The organism is Streptomyces sp. NP160, from assembly GCF_006335115.1.
Lineage (GTDB): Bacteria > Actinomycetota > Actinomycetes > Actinomycetales > Quadrisphaeraceae > Quadrisphaera.
The window spans coordinates 32,104-49,161 of the sequence record NZ_VDMJ01000016.1 but is presented as its reverse complement, the minus strand read 5'-3'; the positions used below and the strand labels follow the sequence as shown (position 1 = coordinate 49,161).

15 protein-coding genes are annotated in these 17,058 nt (G+C 78.5%); 3 read left to right on the top strand and 12 right to left on the bottom strand.

What is annotated here, in order from left to right:
• Positions 1-3 precede the first annotated feature (3 nt).
• A complete protein-coding gene (locus tag FHN55_RS10360) occupies positions 4-483 on the top strand; it encodes a helix-turn-helix transcriptional regulator (protein ID WP_257570857.1) in 480 nt (159 codons plus the stop codon).
• Here FHN55_RS10360 and FHN55_RS10355 read toward each other — a convergent pair.
• From FHN55_RS10355 to FHN55_RS10330, 6 genes are all read right to left on the bottom strand, one after another.
• Positions 461-1,651 carry a LysM domain-containing protein gene (locus FHN55_RS10355; RefSeq protein ID WP_139712243.1) on the bottom strand — a complete coding sequence of 397 codons (1,191 nt, stop codon included), beginning with the start codon at positions 1,649-1,651 and terminating at the stop codon, positions 461-463. The two genes, FHN55_RS10360 and FHN55_RS10355, sit on opposite strands and share 23 nt — an antisense overlap.
• A gap of 106 nt (positions 1,652-1,757) precedes the next feature.
• Positions 1,758-3,443: a hypothetical protein gene (locus tag FHN55_RS22630; RefSeq protein ID WP_180357751.1), complete on the bottom strand. Its 1,686-nt coding sequence runs from the start codon at positions 3,441-3,443 to the stop codon at positions 1,758-1,760.
• A 150-nt stretch (positions 3,444-3,593) separates the two neighbouring features.
• Positions 3,594-4,751, bottom strand: coding sequence for an HAAS signaling domain-containing protein (locus FHN55_RS10345; protein WP_139712242.1), 1,158 nt, complete (start codon positions 4,749-4,751; stop codon positions 3,594-3,596).
• Positions 4,748-5,080: a PadR family transcriptional regulator gene (locus FHN55_RS10340; protein ID WP_139712241.1), complete on the bottom strand. Its 333-nt coding sequence runs from the start codon at positions 5,078-5,080 to the stop codon at positions 4,748-4,750. The genes FHN55_RS10345 and FHN55_RS10340 overlap by 4 nt, the downstream gene beginning before the upstream one ends.
• Positions 5,081-5,243: 163 nt before the next feature.
• Entirely contained in the window at positions 5,244-6,104 is an 861-nt protein-coding gene (locus FHN55_RS10335; protein ID WP_218974541.1) for a CPBP family intramembrane glutamic endopeptidase, read from the bottom strand.
• Positions 6,101-7,102, bottom strand: coding sequence for an exopolyphosphatase (locus FHN55_RS10330; RefSeq protein ID WP_139712240.1), 1,002 nt, complete (start codon positions 7,100-7,102; stop codon positions 6,101-6,103). Before FHN55_RS10330 ends, FHN55_RS10335 begins: the two co-directional genes overlap by 4 nt.
• Positions 7,103-7,138: 36 nt before the next feature.
• On the opposite strand from FHN55_RS10330, the gene FHN55_RS10325 reads away from it, so the two are divergent.
• Positions 7,139-8,686 (top strand): NAD(P)/FAD-dependent oxidoreductase, encoded by a 1,548-nt coding sequence (locus FHN55_RS10325; protein WP_139712239.1) that lies wholly within the window; start codon positions 7,139-7,141, stop codon positions 8,684-8,686.
• Positions 8,687-8,743: 57 nt separating this feature from the next.
• Here FHN55_RS10325 and FHN55_RS10320 read toward each other — a convergent pair whose 3' ends face one another.
• Genes FHN55_RS10320 through FHN55_RS10305 form a run of 4 tightly spaced genes read right to left on the bottom strand, consistent with a single transcriptional unit; the run spans position 8,744 to position 13,966 of the window.
• Positions 8,744-10,783 carry an ATP-binding protein gene (locus tag FHN55_RS10320; protein WP_139712238.1) on the bottom strand — a complete coding sequence of 680 codons (2,040 nt, stop codon included), beginning with the start codon at positions 10,781-10,783 and terminating at the stop codon, positions 8,744-8,746.
• Positions 10,780-12,378 carry a glycosyltransferase family 2 protein gene (locus FHN55_RS10315; protein ID WP_218974540.1) on the bottom strand — a complete coding sequence of 533 codons (1,599 nt, stop codon included), beginning with the start codon at positions 12,376-12,378 and terminating at the stop codon, positions 10,780-10,782. The genes FHN55_RS10320 and FHN55_RS10315 overlap by 4 nt, the downstream gene beginning before the upstream one ends.
• Positions 12,375-13,595, bottom strand: a complete 1,221-nt coding sequence (locus tag FHN55_RS10310) for a HEAT repeat domain-containing protein (RefSeq protein WP_139712237.1) — start codon at positions 13,593-13,595, stop codon at positions 12,375-12,377. Before FHN55_RS10310 ends, FHN55_RS10315 begins: the two co-directional genes overlap by 4 nt.
• Positions 13,592-13,966: a response regulator transcription factor gene (locus FHN55_RS10305; RefSeq protein WP_139712236.1), complete on the bottom strand. Its 375-nt coding sequence runs from the start codon at positions 13,964-13,966 to the stop codon at positions 13,592-13,594. Before FHN55_RS10305 ends, FHN55_RS10310 begins: the two co-directional genes overlap by 4 nt.
• 254 nt (positions 13,967-14,220) lie before the next feature.
• On the opposite strand from FHN55_RS10305, the gene FHN55_RS10300 reads away from it, so the two are divergent.
• A complete protein-coding gene (locus tag FHN55_RS10300) occupies positions 14,221-15,858 on the top strand; it encodes an ATP-binding protein (RefSeq protein ID WP_139712235.1) in 1,638 nt (545 codons plus the stop codon).
• Positions 15,859-15,867: 9 nt separating this feature from the next.
• Here FHN55_RS10300 and FHN55_RS10295 read toward each other — a convergent pair whose 3' ends face one another.
• The gene (locus FHN55_RS10295) at positions 15,868-16,392 is read right to left on the bottom strand and encodes a DUF501 domain-containing protein (RefSeq protein WP_139712234.1); all 525 of its coding nucleotides are present in this window, start codon (positions 16,390-16,392) and stop codon (positions 15,868-15,870) included.
• Positions 16,389-16,991 (bottom strand): septum formation initiator family protein, encoded by a 603-nt coding sequence (locus tag FHN55_RS10290; RefSeq protein WP_180357750.1) that lies wholly within the window; start codon positions 16,989-16,991, stop codon positions 16,389-16,391. The genes FHN55_RS10295 and FHN55_RS10290 overlap by 4 nt, the downstream gene beginning before the upstream one ends.
• Positions 16,992-17,058: the final 67 nt, after the last annotated feature.

Here is a 17,058-nt window from a genome sequence, read left to right as displayed (position 1 = left end):
GTGGTGAGCACGCATCCGGAGCCCCCGACGCAGCCGGCGGCTCGACCCGCCGCCGAGCAGGACGCCGCGTCCCGGGCCGACGGGCCGACGGGCCCCCTCGAGGGACCACCGGGCGCGGTGCAGCGCCTCCTGCAGGAGCGGATGCGCGAGCGCGGCTGGTCCTACGGGGACGTCGCCCGCCGCAGCGGCCTGCCCCGCTCGACGGTCCACCACCTGGCCACCACGCCGATCCAGCGCGCACCACGCCCCAGCCGGCTGGAGGCGCTCGCCGCAGCGCTGGAGCTGCCGCTGTCCGTGCTGCAGGCAGCCGTGGCCGAGGCCACGGGGCTGTCGCGGGGCACGGTCGGCGTCGAGCCGGACACCGCGGTGATCGTCGCCGGCCTGGCTGACCTCAGCCCGGACGACCGCCGTCACGTGGCGGCCCTGGTGGAGTCGCTGCGCGCCGCGAGCGCCCGCCGCGTCACCCCGCCCACCGAGCGCTGACCGGTCCGGGCGCCGGGCGGCGCAGCGGCGTGGGGAGGCGGCGCTCCACGGCTCGGTAGGCGCGCTCGGGCAGCGCGACGCGCGCCACCTGCAGCACGTCGTCCACGCGGTGCTCCTCCGGGAGCAGGAGGAGCACCAGGTCGTCGGCGGGGCTGTAGCTGACCAGGAGGGTCGGGTGCCGCTCCACGTGGACGCACGGGCCGGTCGCCTCCCCCTCCTCGGGCCGGCCGACGTCGTCGACCCGCTGCAGCAGGCTGAGACCGGGCCGCTGGACGGCGCTCGCCGCTGCCGTCGCACCTGCGGGCGCGGCGGCCGCCGTGCGGGCGCTGCGGGCAGCGGTGCGGCGGCGGACCAGCGCCAGGAGCGGGTCGCCGACGAGCACGAGCGCGGCCAGGGCCGCGACCAGACCCATCGGCCACGTCACCCAGGCGGGCACGGCGCTCGACACGGCGCCGTCCGCACCCGCACCGCTGGAGGCCGGAGGTGCCGCTCCGGGTGCGGACCGGGGGGTCTCGGGCGCAGCACCGAGGCGGGTGCCCGCTCCGGCACCGGGAGCGGCCGACGTCCCGGGCGCGGGCCCTGCGGGCGCAGACGCCACCGCGGCGGGCACGACGAGCCGCGCGCCGACGGCGAGGCGGTCGGGGTCGGGCCCGACCGCTGACCGGTTGGCCGCGTAGAGGGCGGGCCACCCGCCGTCGACGCCGAGGCGGGACGCCACTGAGCGCAGCGAGTCGCCCGGGGCGACCTCGTAGGTGGTGACCGCGGCGGGCTGCGCTGACGGCTGCGCGGCCGGCGCGCCCGCGGGGGAGGTCCCGGGCAGGACGAGCACCGTGCCGACGCGGAGGAGGTCCGGTGAGGGGCCGAGCACGTCGCGGTTGGCGGCGAAGAGCTCGGGCCACCCTCCGGGTGTGCCCGTGGCGCGGGCGATGCCGGTGAGCGTGTCGCCGGAGCGCACGACGTAGGGGGCCGCGCCGCTGGGCGGAGCTGCCGGAAGGCCGACCGGGGCGGTCGACGGCGCGGTGGTGGTGGCGGTGGTGCTGGTGGAGGTCGCTGCGGGTGGTGCGGCTGCGGCGGGGACCGGGTGCGCGGTCGCGGGTGGTCCTGGGACCAGGACCACCGTCGACACGAGCAGGGCGGCCAGCGCGCGCAGGCAGGTGCGCACGAGCATGGCGGGGCTTCTCTCTTCCGAGGTTCGACCGGGGCGCGGAGCGGCGAGGTCCGCAGCGGACGCGCTGCTGGGCAGCGGCGGCCGCAGCCGTCGGGAGGGAGAGGGGTCAGGCGGGTCGGACGAGGGGCAGCGACGCGCGCTGCGAGGGCCGCGCGGAGCGGGCCAGGCCGCGGACGGTGAGACCGGCCGCGGCGAGGACGAGGAAGGCCGGCAGGACCGCGCTCGGGCCGTCGTGACCAGCGCTGGAGGCGGTCAGGGACGCGCTGGCGCTGGCGGCGACCGCCGCGCGCGGACCCACCGGTGACGCGGGTGCGCCGTCACCCGGGACGGTGCCGCCCGTGGCCCCGCCGCGGTCGGCGCTGGTGGCCGCGGCGGCGTGGGATGCGGGTGAGGTCCGGGGCGCGGCGGCGTCGCTGGAGGCGGCGGAGGTCAGGGCCAGCGGCGCCGGGGTGGCGGCCGCGGACGGCGCGGGCACCGGGGGGCCGAGGGGCTCGACCACCGCAGGCGCGGAGGACGCCGCTGCCGGCGCAGGGACGGGCGCGTCAGCGGGCGGCCCCACCACGAGCGCTCGGGCCGGCAGCGCGGGGCGCACGAGCGACGGCACCTCCGCCGAGGGGGTGCGGACGACGTCGGCGGTCGCCGGCACCCCGGCCGCAGCCGGGGCCGCTGGGACCGCGGCGAGGACGGGGGCCACCGCGCGGGCGACCACCGGCTCCACCGCGGCAGCGGCGACCGACCTCACGACGGGAGCGGCTGCAGCGCCGACGGCTGGCACCGCGGTGCTGGCGGTCCCGTCGACGGCAGCGCCCGCGGACCGGGCCACGGGTTCGACCACGGGCACCACCACACCGCTCACCACGGGAGCGGCGACCTGGGCGGCGGGCTGGACCACGGGCGCCACCGCGCCGTCCGAGGCAGCGCTGACGACCGCTGCGACCGGGGCTGCGGCAGGGGCTGCGACGTCCTCGACGACCGGGCGGGCGGCGGTCGACGCGGCCTGGACGACGGGCGCGGCGACCTGCTCGGTGAGCGGGGCGGCGACCTCCGCCGCCGGGGCGACGACGGCGGCGGCGACGTCCTCGACCACTGGGCTGACGGCCTCTGCGACAGGAGCGACCGCAGGCACGTCGACGGCCTGCACGACCGGCTCGACGACCGCCTCGACGACCTGCGCGGCGGGCTCCACGGCGCGCGAGACGGGAGCCGCGACCGGCTCGACCACCTCGGAGAGCGCCGGCTCCAGCGCCGGCTCGGCGGCCTCGACGACGGGCTCGGTGACCGGGGCTGCAGACGCGGCGACGGGCTCCGCAGCGGACACGACCGGCTGCGCCGCCTCGGTCACGGGCTCCACCGCCGGCACCGCTTCGTCGACGGCGTCGAGGACGCGCACCACCGGGTCCTCCTGGACGGGCTCCGCGGAGCCGCGGTCGGCTCCGCCGCCCGCAGGACGAGCCTCGTCAGCAGGCTCCGCCTGCTCAGCGGGCTCCGCCTGGTCAGCGGGCTCCGCCTGCTCGGCGGGCTCCACCTGGTCAGCGGGCTCCGCCGGCTGCTCGGCCGCGGGCGCCGGCTCCTCGACCGCTGGGTCGGCGCCGGCCGCGCCGGAGCCGCCACCCGAGAGGCCGCCGACGACGTCGTCCAGGTCCTCCACGGCGCCCGCGACCAGGGACGGAGCAGCGTCGTCACGTCCGGACGCCGAGGCGGTGGGCGCCGCGAGGAGCAGCCACAGGGCGGCGATCGCGCAGGAGAGAAGGGCGGTGGTGACCACCGTGCGCACGACCCTGGTCGCCGTCACCCTCCGCCCCCCGACGCGAGTGCTGGCAGCGGCACCTGTGCCGCTGACGTCCGAGGGCAACGGTACCCCGCCCGAGATCCACCCAAACCGCCACGAGCCGGGCGCCGCCACCCCCAGGACTGGGGACGGGAGCGTTCCCGGCGCCCGGGCTCAGCTGGTCGGCGCAGCCGTCGCGACGACGACGGGCTCCACCGCGGTCTCCCCGTCGGCCGGTGCGGTCCCGGCCGGTGCGGTCCCGGTGGCCGGCAGCGGGGCGGGCGCCCCGCTGGCCGGTGCGGTCGCCGTCGCAGTGGCCGACGGGACGGGGGCGGCGGCGCTCCCCCCGTCGGCGGTGTACCCGACCAGCGGCGGCAGCGTCGGCTCGGGCAGCGGCGGCGTGGTCGGAGCCGCTCCGGCCGCACCCGCCTGGGCGCGCAGCGGGTAGGCGTTCCAGCGCAGGGCGCCGTCGGTCGAGACGGTGGGCACCAGCGGAGACGCCCCACCGCCGGACCAGTCGGCCTTGTCGCCCGTCGACGTGACGAGGGGGCGGCCGTAGTCGTCGAGCAGCTGGACACCGGTCAGGGGCCGGCCCTGCGCGTCGTAGGGGTAGATGTTCGTCACCACCTGCCCGTCGGACCAGACGCCCTGCGACATCTCCAGCGACCCGTCGGGAGTGGTGGAGCTCGGGTACACGTAGACCTCCCTCGGCCCTGCCACCACCGCGGCGAGCGCGAACGGCAGGACGACGACGGCGAGCACGTTCCCCGCCACGAGCAGGTTGCGCTGCCACTCCTCGGTCCACGTCCGGCGTCCCGCTTCCACGCTGGCCGCCACCGCGGCGACCACCACCAGCAGCCCCAGCACGCCGCGCCCGTCCAGGACCGAGGCCAGGAGCCACCCGCCGACGGCTCCGCGCAGCACCCACCACGCGGGGCGCAGCTGCACTCCGCGCTCGACCGCCCCCGGCCACCAGGGCCTGGCGCGCAGGGCCCCGAGCAGCCGCTCGCGGTCCTCGCGCACCGCGTCGGCGGTCCGCTCCCACAGGCCGCGCCGCTCGGGCGCCGGCGCCGCACCGCTGCGGTCCGCCAGCCCTGCGCTGGAGCGCAGCTCGGCGGCGTAGGCGCGGGGGCTGCCGAGCCGGTCCAGCAGCGGCGTGGAGGACTCCGCGGCCAGCTCGGCGAGGTCGGCCTCGAGGCCCCCGGTGAGCTCCTCGACCACCTCGGCGGGCAGGTCGGCCAGCTCCGCGCGCACCGCGGCGGCGTACCCGCGCGCCTCGGCGGCGGGGTCGAGGGAGGGGCCGGGGGCGGGCACGGGCAGCGTGGTGCTCATCGGGGTTCTCCCTCGGGCGCGAGCAGGTGGTCGACGGTCTCGCTGAAGGCGCGCCAGCTCTTGCGCTGGGCCTCGAGCAGCTCCCGTCCGCGGGGGTTGATGCCGTAGTACTTGCGGTGCGGCCCCTCCTCGGAGGGCACCACGTAGCTGCTCAGCGCGCCGGCGGCGTAGAGGCGCCGCAGCGTGCCGTAGACGGAGGCGTCGCCGACGTCCTCCAGACCGGCGCTGCGCAGGCGCCGCACGACGTCGTAGCCGTAGCCGTCGTCGTCCTCGACGACGGCGAGCACGGCCGCGTCGAGCACCCCCTTGAGGAGCTGCGTGGTGTCCACGCACCGCACACTACTGCGCGAAGCGCACTACCTTCCAGAGCGCCACACCGGTGTCCTCCACGGGGGTTCCGCCAGGAGACCGGGTCAGTCCCGGGCCTGACCGCGGTCAGCTGCGGCCGAGGCGCCGGCCGACGTGCTCGGCCGACGTGCCGGCCGGCCCCCGTCAGTAGAGGAACAGCGGGAACCACTCCCGGGTGTGGGCGTGCACCAGCACCATGAAGAGGATCGCGTCGAAGGTCAGGTGCACCGCCACCACGTAGCTCAGCGAGCGGGTCACGGCGAACGTCAGGCCCTGGATGAGGGCGAACGGGAACACCAGCAGAGGCCCCCACTCGCGGAACCCCAGCTCGTGGAGGAACGCCGTGAAGAGCACCGCCTGCAGCAGGTTGGCGAGCCACACCGGGTGGTGGCGGCGCAGCAGCGTGAAGACCGTGCAGATGAAGAAGAGCTCGTCCCAGATGCCCAGGGCGTTCGTCCCCAGGAACAGCCGCCCCAGCTCGTCCGGGGTCCTCGCCGCCGGCCAGTTCTCGTAGACCCCGCTGGTGATGAGGTAGAACGGGAGCGCGGTCCACCCCAGCACGACGACGGCGGCCAGCCACCACCACTCGAAGCGGTTCCACCGCCGGCCCGTCGCCACGGGGAAGGTGATGGCGTGGTCGCGGAAGCCCCAGCGCGACAGCGCGTACGGCAGACCCACCGCGGCCACCATGGCCGCGCCCATGGTGGTCATGTGCGCCCACGAGATGTCCGTGGTGACGGGCACGAGGCTCATGACGCACAGGCCGAGCGCCGCCAGCAGGTGGTCACGCCCGTAGGAGGACCGCTCCCGCCGTCCCACCAGGGCCGCGACGACGACGCCGGCCACGAGCACCGCCCAGCCCTCGGGGCGCGCCTCCAGCGCGAAGAGCAGCACGCCGGAGGCCGCGAGCAGCGCCGACGGCAGCAGCCGCAGCGCGCCGCCCGGCCGCGCCGGGTCGGGCGGCGCGGTCGCGGCGTCGGCTGCGGGGACCGCGGCCGCGCTCACGGGGAGGTCCTCGTGCCCGCGGCCCGGCGCGCCAGGGCGAGGGCTGTGCCGTCGAGGATGTCGTGCTCGCTGGTGCGCACCTCGCCCACGCCGGCGCACTCGGCCACCCGGCGCACCACCTCCCGCCACACGAGGGCTCCCGCGCCGATGACGTCCACGCGCCCGGGGTGCATGAACGGCAGCGCCGCGCGCTGCTCGCGCGTCATCGCCACCAGCTCGTCGCAGGCGGCGACCACGTCGGCGACCGGCAGCACCGCCCCGTGGATGCGCGCCGGGTCGTAGGCGGGCAGGCGCAGCGCGTGCGCGGTCACCGTCGTCACGGTGCCGGCCACGCCCACCAGCGTGCGCGCCTCCTCCAGCGGCACCGCGGCCGCGGCCACCCCGAGCGCCGAGTGCACGTCGCCCACCAGCGCCTCGACCTGCGCCGGCGTCGGCGGGTCGGACAGCGCGTGCCGCTCGGTCAGGCGCACGCAGCCGACGTCCACGGAGCGGGCCGCCCGCACGTCGTGCTCCCCCAGCACCAGCTCGGTGGAGCCGCCGCCCAGGTCGCAGACGAGGTGCGGGCCCGCCACGCCGGCGCCGGACAGCTCTCCGGTGGCACCGAGGAAGCTCAGCGACGCCTCCTCGGCCCCGGTGATGACCTCGGGGGCCACGCCCAGCAGGTCGCGCACCCCGTCGACGAGCAGGTGGGCGTTGCGCGCGTCGCGGCTGGCGGACGTCGCCACGAACCTCACGTGGTCGGCGTCGAGCGGGACGCCCAGCTCCAGGAGCCGGTCCCTCACCCGCAGCGTCTCCGCGAGGGTGCGCTCCAGCGCCTCCGGCGCGAGCTCGCCCGTCCTGTCGACCCCCTGGCCGAGCCGCACCACCTCCATGGTCCGCGCGAGGTCGACCAGCGACCGCGGCGCACCGTCGGCGTCGACCACCGCGTCAGCCGCGAGCAGGCGCAGGGAGTTGGTGCCGCAGTCGATCGCTGCCACGCGGACCCGGGTCTCTTCCACGCGCCCATCCTCCCGGACCTGCCTAGCCTCGAGCAGGTGAGCACCCCACCGGCCCGGCCCAGCAGGACCGACGACGACCTCGACGTCGTCGTCGTCGGAGCCGGGCCGAACGGCCTGTCAGCGGCGGTCGTCCTGGCCAGCGCGGGCCTGCGGGTGCAGGTGCACGAGCAGGCGGCGCAGTCCGGCGGCGGCACCCGGACGGTGGAGAACACGCTGCCGGGCTTCCGGCACGACCACTGCTCCATCGCGCACCCCGCCGGCGCGGTGAGCCCCTTCTTCGACGCCTTCGACCTCGGCGCCTCCGGCGTGGAGTGGCTGCAGCCCGAGGTCCCGTTCGGCCACCCGCTCGACGGGGGCCGCGCCGCGCTGGCCCACCGCGACCTGGAGCGGACGGCGGAGGGCCTGGGCCCCGACGGCCCGGCGTGGCGCTCGCTGCTCGGGCCGCTCGTGGAGCGCACGGCCGAGGTGGTCTCGCTGACCCAGTCCGACCTGCGCACCTTCCCCGGCGTGCCGCGCACGCCGGGCGGCGTCGCGCGCACCGCCACCACGGCGGTGCGGCTGGGGCTGCGGGCCCTGGAGCAGGGCACCCCGGCGTGGGACGCGCGGTTCCGCACCGAGGAGGCTCCCGCGCTGCTCACGGGCGCCTCGGCGCACAACATCGGCGACCCCCGCGACCTGTCCTCCGCGGGCGCGGGGCTCTACCTGGCGGCCATGGCGCACGCCGGCGGCTGGCCGGTGGCGCGCGGCGGCAGCCAGGCCCTGGCCGACGCGATGGTCGCCGAGCTGGAGCGCCTCGGCGGCAGCGTGGTGCTCGGCCACCGCGTGCACGACCTGTCCGAGCTCCCGCGGGCGAGAGCGCTCCTCCTGGACCTCACGCCCAGCGGGCTCCTCGACGTCGCCGGCGACCGGCTGCCCGCCGGCGTCGCGGCCCAGCTGCGGCGCTACCGCTACGGCGGCGCGGTCTGCAAGGTCGACTACGCGCTCTCGGGCCCGGTGCCCTGGACCGCGCCGGGCCTGGAGGCGGCGGGCACGCTGCACCTGGGCGGCACCCGGGCGGAGGTGCGCGCGGCGGAGCGGGAGGTGCGCGCCGGGCGCCACCCGCGCCGGCCCTTCTGCATCGTCGTCCAGCCGGGCGTGGTCGACCCCACCCGCGCGCCCGCCGGGAAGCACACCCTGTGGACCTACGCGCACGCGCCGCGCGGCTCCCGCCGCGACCTCGAGCCGGACGTCACCGCCCAGGTGGAGCGCTTCGCGCCGGGCTTCCGCGACCTGGTGCTGGCCAGCACGACGACGACGGCCGCCGAGCTGGGCGCGGAGAACCCGAGCATCCCCGGCGGCGACGTCGCGGCCGGGGCGGTCACGCCGTGGCAGCTGGTGATGCGCCCGCTCCCCCGCTGGGACCCGTACCGGGTGCCGGGGCTCGACGGCGCCTACCTGTGCGGGGCGGCGACCCCGCCGGGACCCGCCGTGCATGGCATGAACGGCGTGCACGCCGCGCGGCGGGTCCTGCGGCAGCGCTTCGGCGACCACCGCGACCCCCTCGAGCTGGTCCGGACCGCCAGGGCCACCCCCTCCCGTCCGTGATCATGGGCGGTCGGCCACCTCGCGGCGGCCGACCGCCCATGATCACGGTGGAGGAGGTCAGGCGGTGGTGGGGACCGCCTCGGCGGTGGCGGCGCAGGGCAGCAGCACCCGCGCCGTCGTCCCCGTCTCCGGGGCGGACGCGATGACCAGCTGACCCCCGTGGTGCTCCACCAGGGACCGGGCGATGGTCAGGCCCAGGCCCGCGCCGGGCACCGCGAGCGCGGTGGCGTTGCTGGCGCGGAAGAACCGCGTGAAGAGGCCGCCCTGCTCGGCCAGGGGGATGCCGATGCCGGTGTCGACCACCTCCACGAGGCAGTGCGGGCCCTCGCGGAGCGCTCGCACCAGCACGGAGCCGCCGGCCGGGGTGAACTTCACGGCGTTGGAGACCAGGCCGGCCAGGGCGCGCGCCAGCGAGGCGGGGTCCCCGGCCACGCGGAGCGCGCCCAGCAGCTCGGCGTCGAGGTCGACGTCGACGTCGAGGTGCACCCCGGAGGCGGCGGCGGGCCCGCGGTGCTCGTCGACCACCTCGCGGACCACGTCGGCCACCGCGACCGGCTCGTGGACGCCGCGGGGCGCGCCGTCCTCGATGTGGGACAGCGCGAGGAGGTCCTCGATGAGCACCCTGAGGCGCACGGTGTTGCGCTCGACCACGGCGAGCATGCGGTCGACGCCGGCGTCCAGCTCCCCGGCGCCGCCCTCGCGGAGCATCTCCACGTAGCCGGCGATGCTCGTCAGCGGGGTGCGCAGCTCGTGGGAGACGGTGGCGAGGAACGTCGACTTGCGGACGTCCAGCTCGCGCAGCTGCTCCACGAGCGCCTCCGAACCCGCCAGCAGCTGGGTGACCACCACGGCGCGGCCCAGGTCGGCGGCCACCGAGCGCAGCAGGGCCACCTCCTCGTCGGTCCACGCCCGGGGGCCGTCGTGGGTGAAGGCGGTGAGCGCACCGACCGCGGCCTCACCGGCGCCGACCGGCACCACCAGCACCGCCGTGGCGCCGGTGCGCTCGGCGAAGTCGACCGTGGCCGGCTCGGCGGAGCCGGAGGCCACCAGGGAGGGCAGGTCGGCGACGGCGAAGTGCCCGTCCTCCTCCCAGACCCGCTGGAGCCAGTCCGGGAGCCCCTCGGCGGCCTGGCCGACGTCCTCGACCACGGGCGGCGCCCCCTCGCGGGCCCAGCTCCCCTGCAGCGTCGCCACGGGGGTGACGGGCGCCGCGCGGCCGCGGCGGTCCCAGGGGTCGCCGGGGGCGGACCCGACGAGGCGCACCCAGGCCCGGTCCACGCCGAGCCCCTCGCCGAGCACGCGCAGCGCCTGGGCCAGGGAGCGCTGGGGGTCGATCGGGTCGCGAGCCAGGCGGCCCACCTCGCTGGCGAGGCGGCGCAGCTCGGCCGAGCGCTCCGCGGCGGCGCGGGCGCGCGTGCCCTCGTCGGCCAGGGCGTTGACCCAGCGGGCCACCGCGCGCACCTCGGCCGGGCCGCGGCCGGCGTCGGCGCGCCGCGCGTGGTCGCCGGAGGTGAGGGCGCCGAGCACGGAGGCGACCTCGGCCAGCGGCGCCACCAGTCCGCGGCGGACGCGGACGGCCAGCAGCAGCGTGAGGGCGAGGGCCCCGGCGAGGACCAGGCCGACGAGCACGAGGGAGGTGTCCCTGAGGCCGGTCTGCTGCTCGCGCAGGCGGGCCTGCTCGACGGCGACGCCCTCGACCAGCGCCCGGTGCGCCTCCGGGAGGTCGCTCGCCGCCGAGGCGGCGGGCCCGGTCGGCGGCGACGGCGGACCGCGGCGGATCCACGCCTCGGCCGCCAGGACCTCCCGCTCGACGGCGCGCACCTCGGTCTCGGTGCTCGCCAGGGCGCGCAGCCGGCGGGCGAGGTCCGAGACCTCCGCCTCCTGCGCCTGCGCCCCCTGCGCGGCCCCGGCGTCGGACGCCGCCACCACCAGGGCGCTGCTGGTGTGGTTGAGCTCGTCCAGGCGCTCGGCGGCGGTGTGGCGGGCGTCGCCGAGCAGCAGCGCCGCCGCACCCGCCCCCGCGAGCGCCACCAGCAGGACGACGAGCAGCGCCAGCCAGCCGCGCAGGCCCACCGCGAGCGGCTGGGCGCCCCTCACCGGCCGGCTCCGGCGAGCGGGCGGCCGGAGGCGCTGGTGTCCGGCAGCTCGACCACGGCGCGGCCGGCGTCGGTGGGGCCACCGCCGGCGGCCAGGCCCTGGCGGTCCATGGCGCCCCAGACCTGCTGCTGGCCGCGCAGCAGCGACCACAGCCCCTGTACGCGCCACAGGGCGGTGAGCTGGCGGTGCCCCACGTTCTCGAGCACCGCGGCGGCCAGGCCCCGGACGAGGTCGCGCCACCGCTGGGAGCGGTGGAAGGACAGCTCCTCCACGAGCAGCGCCGCCACGGTGACCATGATGGCGTAGCCGTAGCAGAGCGCCATGAGCAGCAGCGCCGCCTTCCACGGCACCAGCCCGAAGGCCACCGCCAGCGGGGTGAGCACCACACCCACCAGCTCGACGACCGGGGCCACCAGCTCGAAGACCACGTAGTAGGGCAGCGCGAGCAGGCCGATGCGCCCGTAGCGGGGGTTGCCGAGCATGCCGCGGTGGCGCCACAGCGTCTCCGCGAGGCCGCGCTGCCAGCGGCGGCGCTGGCGGGCCAGCACGGCGCGGGTGGCGGGCACCTCGGTCCAGCTGGCGGGCTCGGGCACGAAGACCACCCGGTGGTCGCGGCCGGCGTCGCGCAGGTGGCGGTGAAGGCGCACCGTCAGCTCGAAGTCCTCCCCTATGCACGTGGGGTCGAGCCCGCCGACCTCCACGAGGACGTCGCGGCGGTACATGCCGAAGGCCCCGGAGATGAGCACCAGGGACTGCAGCCGGGACCACCCGGCGCGTCCCACGCAGAAGGCCCGCAGGTACTCGACCACCTGGAACCTCGCGATCCAGCCGCGCGGCATCCGCACGTCCGTGACACGGCCACCGACGAGGGTGGAGCCGTTGACAGCGCGCACCGCGCCGCCGGTGGCCACCACGCGCACCGGGTCGTCGGCGAACGGGCGCGAGACGGTGAGCAGCGCGTCGGGGTCGAGGACGGAGTCGGCGTCGGTGATGCAGACGAGCTCGTGGCGGGCGGCGTTGATGCCGGCGTTGACCGCGTCCGCACGACCGCCGTTGTCCTTGCGCACCACCACGAGCGGCGAGCGGCCGCCGCGGGGCACGTGCACGCTGCGGACCGCGCCGCGCACGGGCACGTCCTGCGCGGACCTGCGGGGCACCTCGACGAGGTCGAACGCCTCCTGCAGCAGGGCGAAGGTCGCGTCGGTGGAGCCGTCGTCGACGACGACGACCTCGTGGCGCGGGTGGCGCAGCGCCAGCATGGCGCTCACCGAGCCCACCACGGAGGCCTCCTCGTCGAAGGCCGGCATCACCACGGACACCGACTGCGTCAGCGGCGAGGCGCTGGCGTCCTCCACACCGCGGAACCGCCCGCGCCGCAGGTAGCGGCCCATGTCCGCGCCGGCCAGGCCGATCAGCACGAGGTAGCTGGAGTTGATGGCCAGCACGTAAAGGAGCACCGGCAGCGCGAGCACCTGCACGAGCACCACGACGGTGCCGCGCACCGTGCCGCCGAGCAGCTGGGCGTGGGCGTGCGTCCCCCACGCGCCGACGGCGTCCAGCAGGGCGCCGAGCGCCTCCGGCCAGGCCCCGCTCACGCGCCGGCCCCCACGAGCGCACCCCGCGCGGTGGACGCCGCTGCGGCCCGAGCGGCCTGGGCCGCCCGGACGGACTCGACCTCGGCGAGCGAGGCCTGCGGCAGCACCTCGGCCAGCACGGCGCAGGCGAGCACCTCGTGGGCGCGCGCCACCGCCTCCGGCGACCCGCCCTCGGCGTGGGACGCGACCTGCGCCAGCACCCGCGCCCCGGGCGCCCCCAGGGCGAGCAGGGCGCTGGCGGCGGCGTCGGCGAGGTGGGCGTCGCGGTCGTCGAGCAGGCCCCACAGGCAGCGCAGGGCCGCGGGGTCCCCCACCTCCCCGAGGGCCACCACCGCGGCGCGGCGCACCGCGGGCGCGCTGGAGGGGCTGGTCGCGGCGCGCAGCGCGGAGGCCGCGGTCGGGGCGCCGATGCGGCCGAGCGCCGTGGCCGCGCGGGCGCGCACCGCGTCGGTGGCGTCGCGCAGCACGAGGTCCTCCAGGTCGCGGGTGGCGGAGCTGGCGCCGAGGCGGCCGAGGACCTCGGCCGCGGTCAGGCGCACCAGCGGGGTCGGCGCCGCGAGCGCGGCGCGCAGCGCGCCGGTGGCGGGCGCACCCAGCAGCAGCAGCGAGCGGGCAGCGACGTCCGGCGGCGCGGCGGGGCGCTCGCCCGCCAGGGCCGCCAGCAGCGCCCGGGCGGCGCGTCCGGTGGCGTCGTCGTCCAGCACCCCGACGGCGCCGGGGGCGCCTGCGCGCCCCAGGGCGCGCGCCGCCACCAGGCGCACCTCGGCGTCGCGGTCGTGCAGCAGCGCTGCCAGCTCCGGCACCGCCGGGGCGTACGCGGCCGCCCCCAGCAGCTCGGCGGCGGCGGCGCGGCGCACCGCGCTGCGGGCGTGCAGGCGCGCCCGCTCCCGCGTGATGACGCCGCGCACGGCGAGCAGCTCCACGAGCAGCCGCTGACCGTCACCGCGGACCTTGCCGAGCACGGCGAGGACCGCGGGCTCGACGGTGCGCCACGCGGCGGGGTCCAGCGCGGTGAGGGCGTCCGCGGCGGCGGCGGACTCCTCCCCCTCCCCCACGGCCACCTCGAGGATCAGCGGGCGCAGCGGCTCCGCGACCGCGCGGCGGCGCGCGTCGCGGCGGGCCCTCAGGCCCCGGACGGCGGCGATCGCCAGGGCCAGCGCCAGCACCAGCGCCGAGACGAGCACCAGCCCCGCGACGACGACGGCGAGGAAGGTCACGGCCGCGACCGCCCCAGCACGGCCTGGACGCGGCTGACGAGCTCGCGGGGGCTGAACGGCTTGACCACGTAGTCGTCGGCACCGGCGGCGAAGCCGCTGGCGACGTCCTGGTCCTGCGCGCGGGCGGTCAGCATGATGACCGGCAGCTCGGCGGTGGCGGGCGTGCGGCGCAGCTCGGCGCAGACGTCCAGGCCCGACAGCCCCGGCATCATGAGGTCGAGCACCGCGATGTCCACCCCGCCGGCGCGCGCGGCGTCGAGGGCAGCGGCCCCGTCGGGCACGGAGCGCACCTCGAAGCCGGCCTGCGTGAGCTTGAAGGCGACGAGCTCGCGGATGTCGAGGTCGTCGTCTGCGACGAGGACGGTGGTCATGGTGCCTCCGGTCTGGGGCGGGCCTGCGGGTCGGTCAGCGCGGGGCGCTGCGCGTCTGCTGCGGCATCGGCAGCCCGCACCCGCTCCTTGAGCCGATCGGGTGACGGCGGCGGGCAGGGGCGCTGCGGCGCGCCGCCGGCACGGGGGGACGACCGCGGGAGACGCTCGGTGCCCCGATCGGCTCAAGGACGGCGGACCGCGCGCCGACGCCAGAGGGAGACGGCCGCGCCCGCGGCCCGTGCAGGGAGGTCCGCGTGCCCAGCAGCCCGGTCGAGCCGGAGGTCGCCTCGTCGACCCTCCCGCCCGCACCGCGCGCGGCTGCCGGTGGTCACGACGCCCCCGCCCGCCCCCAGCCCCACGCGGCGCTGCTGCGCCGCGTGCGCGCCGCGACGGGATGGCCGTGGGCATCCCTGGAGCTGGCCGAGCACCTCCTGCCGACGTCGCTCGGCGCGGTCGCCGCCGAGCGCGGCGCCGCCGTGCACCTGGCCGACGCCGCGCAGGCCGGCGCCCTGGCCGGCAACCCCTGGGTGGACGGTCGCATCGCGCGCACGCGGGCCTTCGCCGCGGTGCCCGTGACGGCCGAGGGTGGCGGTCTGCTCGCCGTGCTCGTGGCCCGGGACGAGGTGCCGCACCCCGCCAGCCCGGAGCGGGAGGCGGCCCTGGCGGACCTCGCCGAGCTGGCGGCCGGCTCGGTGCTGGCCGACCGGCGCTCGCGGGCGCTGGGCGGGCTGGCGGCGGCGGTCGCCGCGGCCGACCAGCGCGTGGCGCTCGCGCAGGCGGGTCTCGCCGACCGCCACGACCTGCTCGAGGCAGTGCTGGAGACCGCCGACGTGGGCGTGGTGGCCCTCGACGCCAGCGGCCGGGTCAGCGTGCTGAGCCCCGTCGTGCGCGCCTGGGCGGGGCTGCCCGACCACCTGGACGCCGCCGCCGCGACCAGCGCCGCCACCACCGCCCTGTGCGCGGACGCCGCCGGCACGGTGCTGTCCGCCGTCCGCGGCCCCCTGCTGACCACCCTCGCCGCCGGCGGGGAGGCGGAGTCGGAGGTCGTCTTCGCCAGCGCCACCGGCCGGGTGGTCACGTGCGTGTGCCGGACGCGGGCGCTGGCCACCGCGTCCGGGGCGCTGACGGGCGTGGTCGCCTCCCTCACCGACGTCACGGCGGGGCGGGCTGCCCGCGCCGAGCTCGAGCGCTCCAACGCCGAGCTGGAGGCGTTCGCCGGGATCGCCGCACACGACCTGCGGTCGCCGCTCACCGTGGTGGACGGCTACCTCGAGGTCCTGCAGGACGACGCCGCCGACCGCGGCGACGACCGCGCCGCCGGCTGGGCCTCCACCGCGCGGCGCAGCGCGGGCCGCATGGCGTCCCTGCTGCAGGCGCTGCTGGCCTACGCGACCGCCGGGGCCCCCGACCAGGCACGGCGGCAGCAGGTGCCCCTGCGGCCGCTGCTCGAGGCCGTGCTCGCCGACCTGGCGGTGCCCGCGGACGCCGTCGTCACGCTGCCGCAGGGCTCGACGGCGCTCGTGGGCGACCCCGTGCAGCTGCACCAGCTGCTGACCAACCTCGTGGGCAACGCGCTGAAGTTCACCCGCCCCGGCGCGCCCGCGGACGTCGCGTGCGCGCTGCACGAGCTGCCCGGTGCCTGGGAGCTGGTGGTGGCCGACCACGGGCCGGGGGTGCCTCCCGAGCAGCGCACCGCCGTGTTCAGGGCCTTCGAGCGCGGATCGCACCGCGGCCCGGGCGGTCCCGGCGCCGCGGCGGACGGTCTCGTGGCCGGGCACGGACTGGGGCTGGCGACCGCGCAGCGGATCGTCGACCGCCACGGAGGCCGGATCGCGCTGGACGAGACCCCCGGCGGCGGCCTCACCGTGAGGGTGCGCCTCCCCCGTCCGTGACGACCGCCCTCAGGCGCAGGGCCCCTCGGCCCACCACGGCCCGAGCGCCTCGCGCACCTCGTCGCCGAGGGGGTTGGTGCCCGGCCCGGCCGCCAGGGCGTGGCCCAGCAGGGCGTGCAGGCACTTCACGCGCGCGGGCATCCCGCCGGCGGAGACGCCCGCGATCTCGGGGACCTCTCCCAGCTCGGACTCGAGCTGCGCGCGCCGCGCGAGGTAGTCGTCGTGGGCGGCGCGGTAGGACGCCGCGAGCTCGTCGTCGTCCTCCAGTCGCGCCGCCATCTCCCGCATCAGGCCGGAGGCCTCGAGGGTGCCCACCAGCGACGCCGCCCGCGGGCAGGTCAGGTAGAAGGTGGTGGGGAAGGGCGTGCCGTCCTCCAGCCGGGGCGCGGTGGCGACCACGTCGGGACGCCCGCAGGGGCAGCGGTGGGCGGTGCTCGCGGCGCCGCGCGGAGGCCTGCCGAGCTGGCGCCGCACCGCCTCCCGGTCCTCCTGCGACAGCCCGGGGGGCAGGGCCGTCTCTCGGTCCTCGCTCACGGCGCCACCGAGGTGGCGATGTCGGCGGGCGTGACGGACGGCGTCGGGGCGGCACCGCCGCCGCCCAGCCCCACCCCCGAGCGCACCCTGTCGAGCAGCGACGTGGGCCCCGGGGTGGCGGTGGCGGTCGGGGCCGCGGCCCCCGCGCTCGGTGCGGCCGACGCTGGCGCCGGGGCGCCCAGGACGGTGTAGCCGGTCTCCCCCGGCAGCACGTAGCCGAGGCGGGCGCGGGCCTGCGCGGCGGCGTAGGCCGGGTCGTCCCAGCGGGCGGACTCGGCCTGCAGCGCAGCCACCCGCTCCTGGCGGGCGCTGATGTCGTCCTGCAGGGCGCTCAGCTCCGAGCGCTGCTCGGCGTAGGCGCGCACCGGGCCCAGCAGCGACGCGGCGGCCACCAGGCCCACCGCGAGCAGTGCGGCGCCGCGCGCCGTCAGGCCGCGCGCGCGCCCGGCGGTCTCGGGGTCCGTCGTGCGGGGCCGGGCCGCCGGCGCAGGGCGGCTGCTGACCGGTTCGCCGGGGGCACGACCAGGACGACGGCGCAGCCGGACACCGGGACGCGCGCCGGCGGCCGCGCTCCGTGAGGAGGGTCTCGCAGGGGCCACGCGCCCCAGTCTCTCAGCCGCGCGGGCGTGCCCGCGGCAGGTCGGGGCGTCGGCGCGCGCCGGCCGT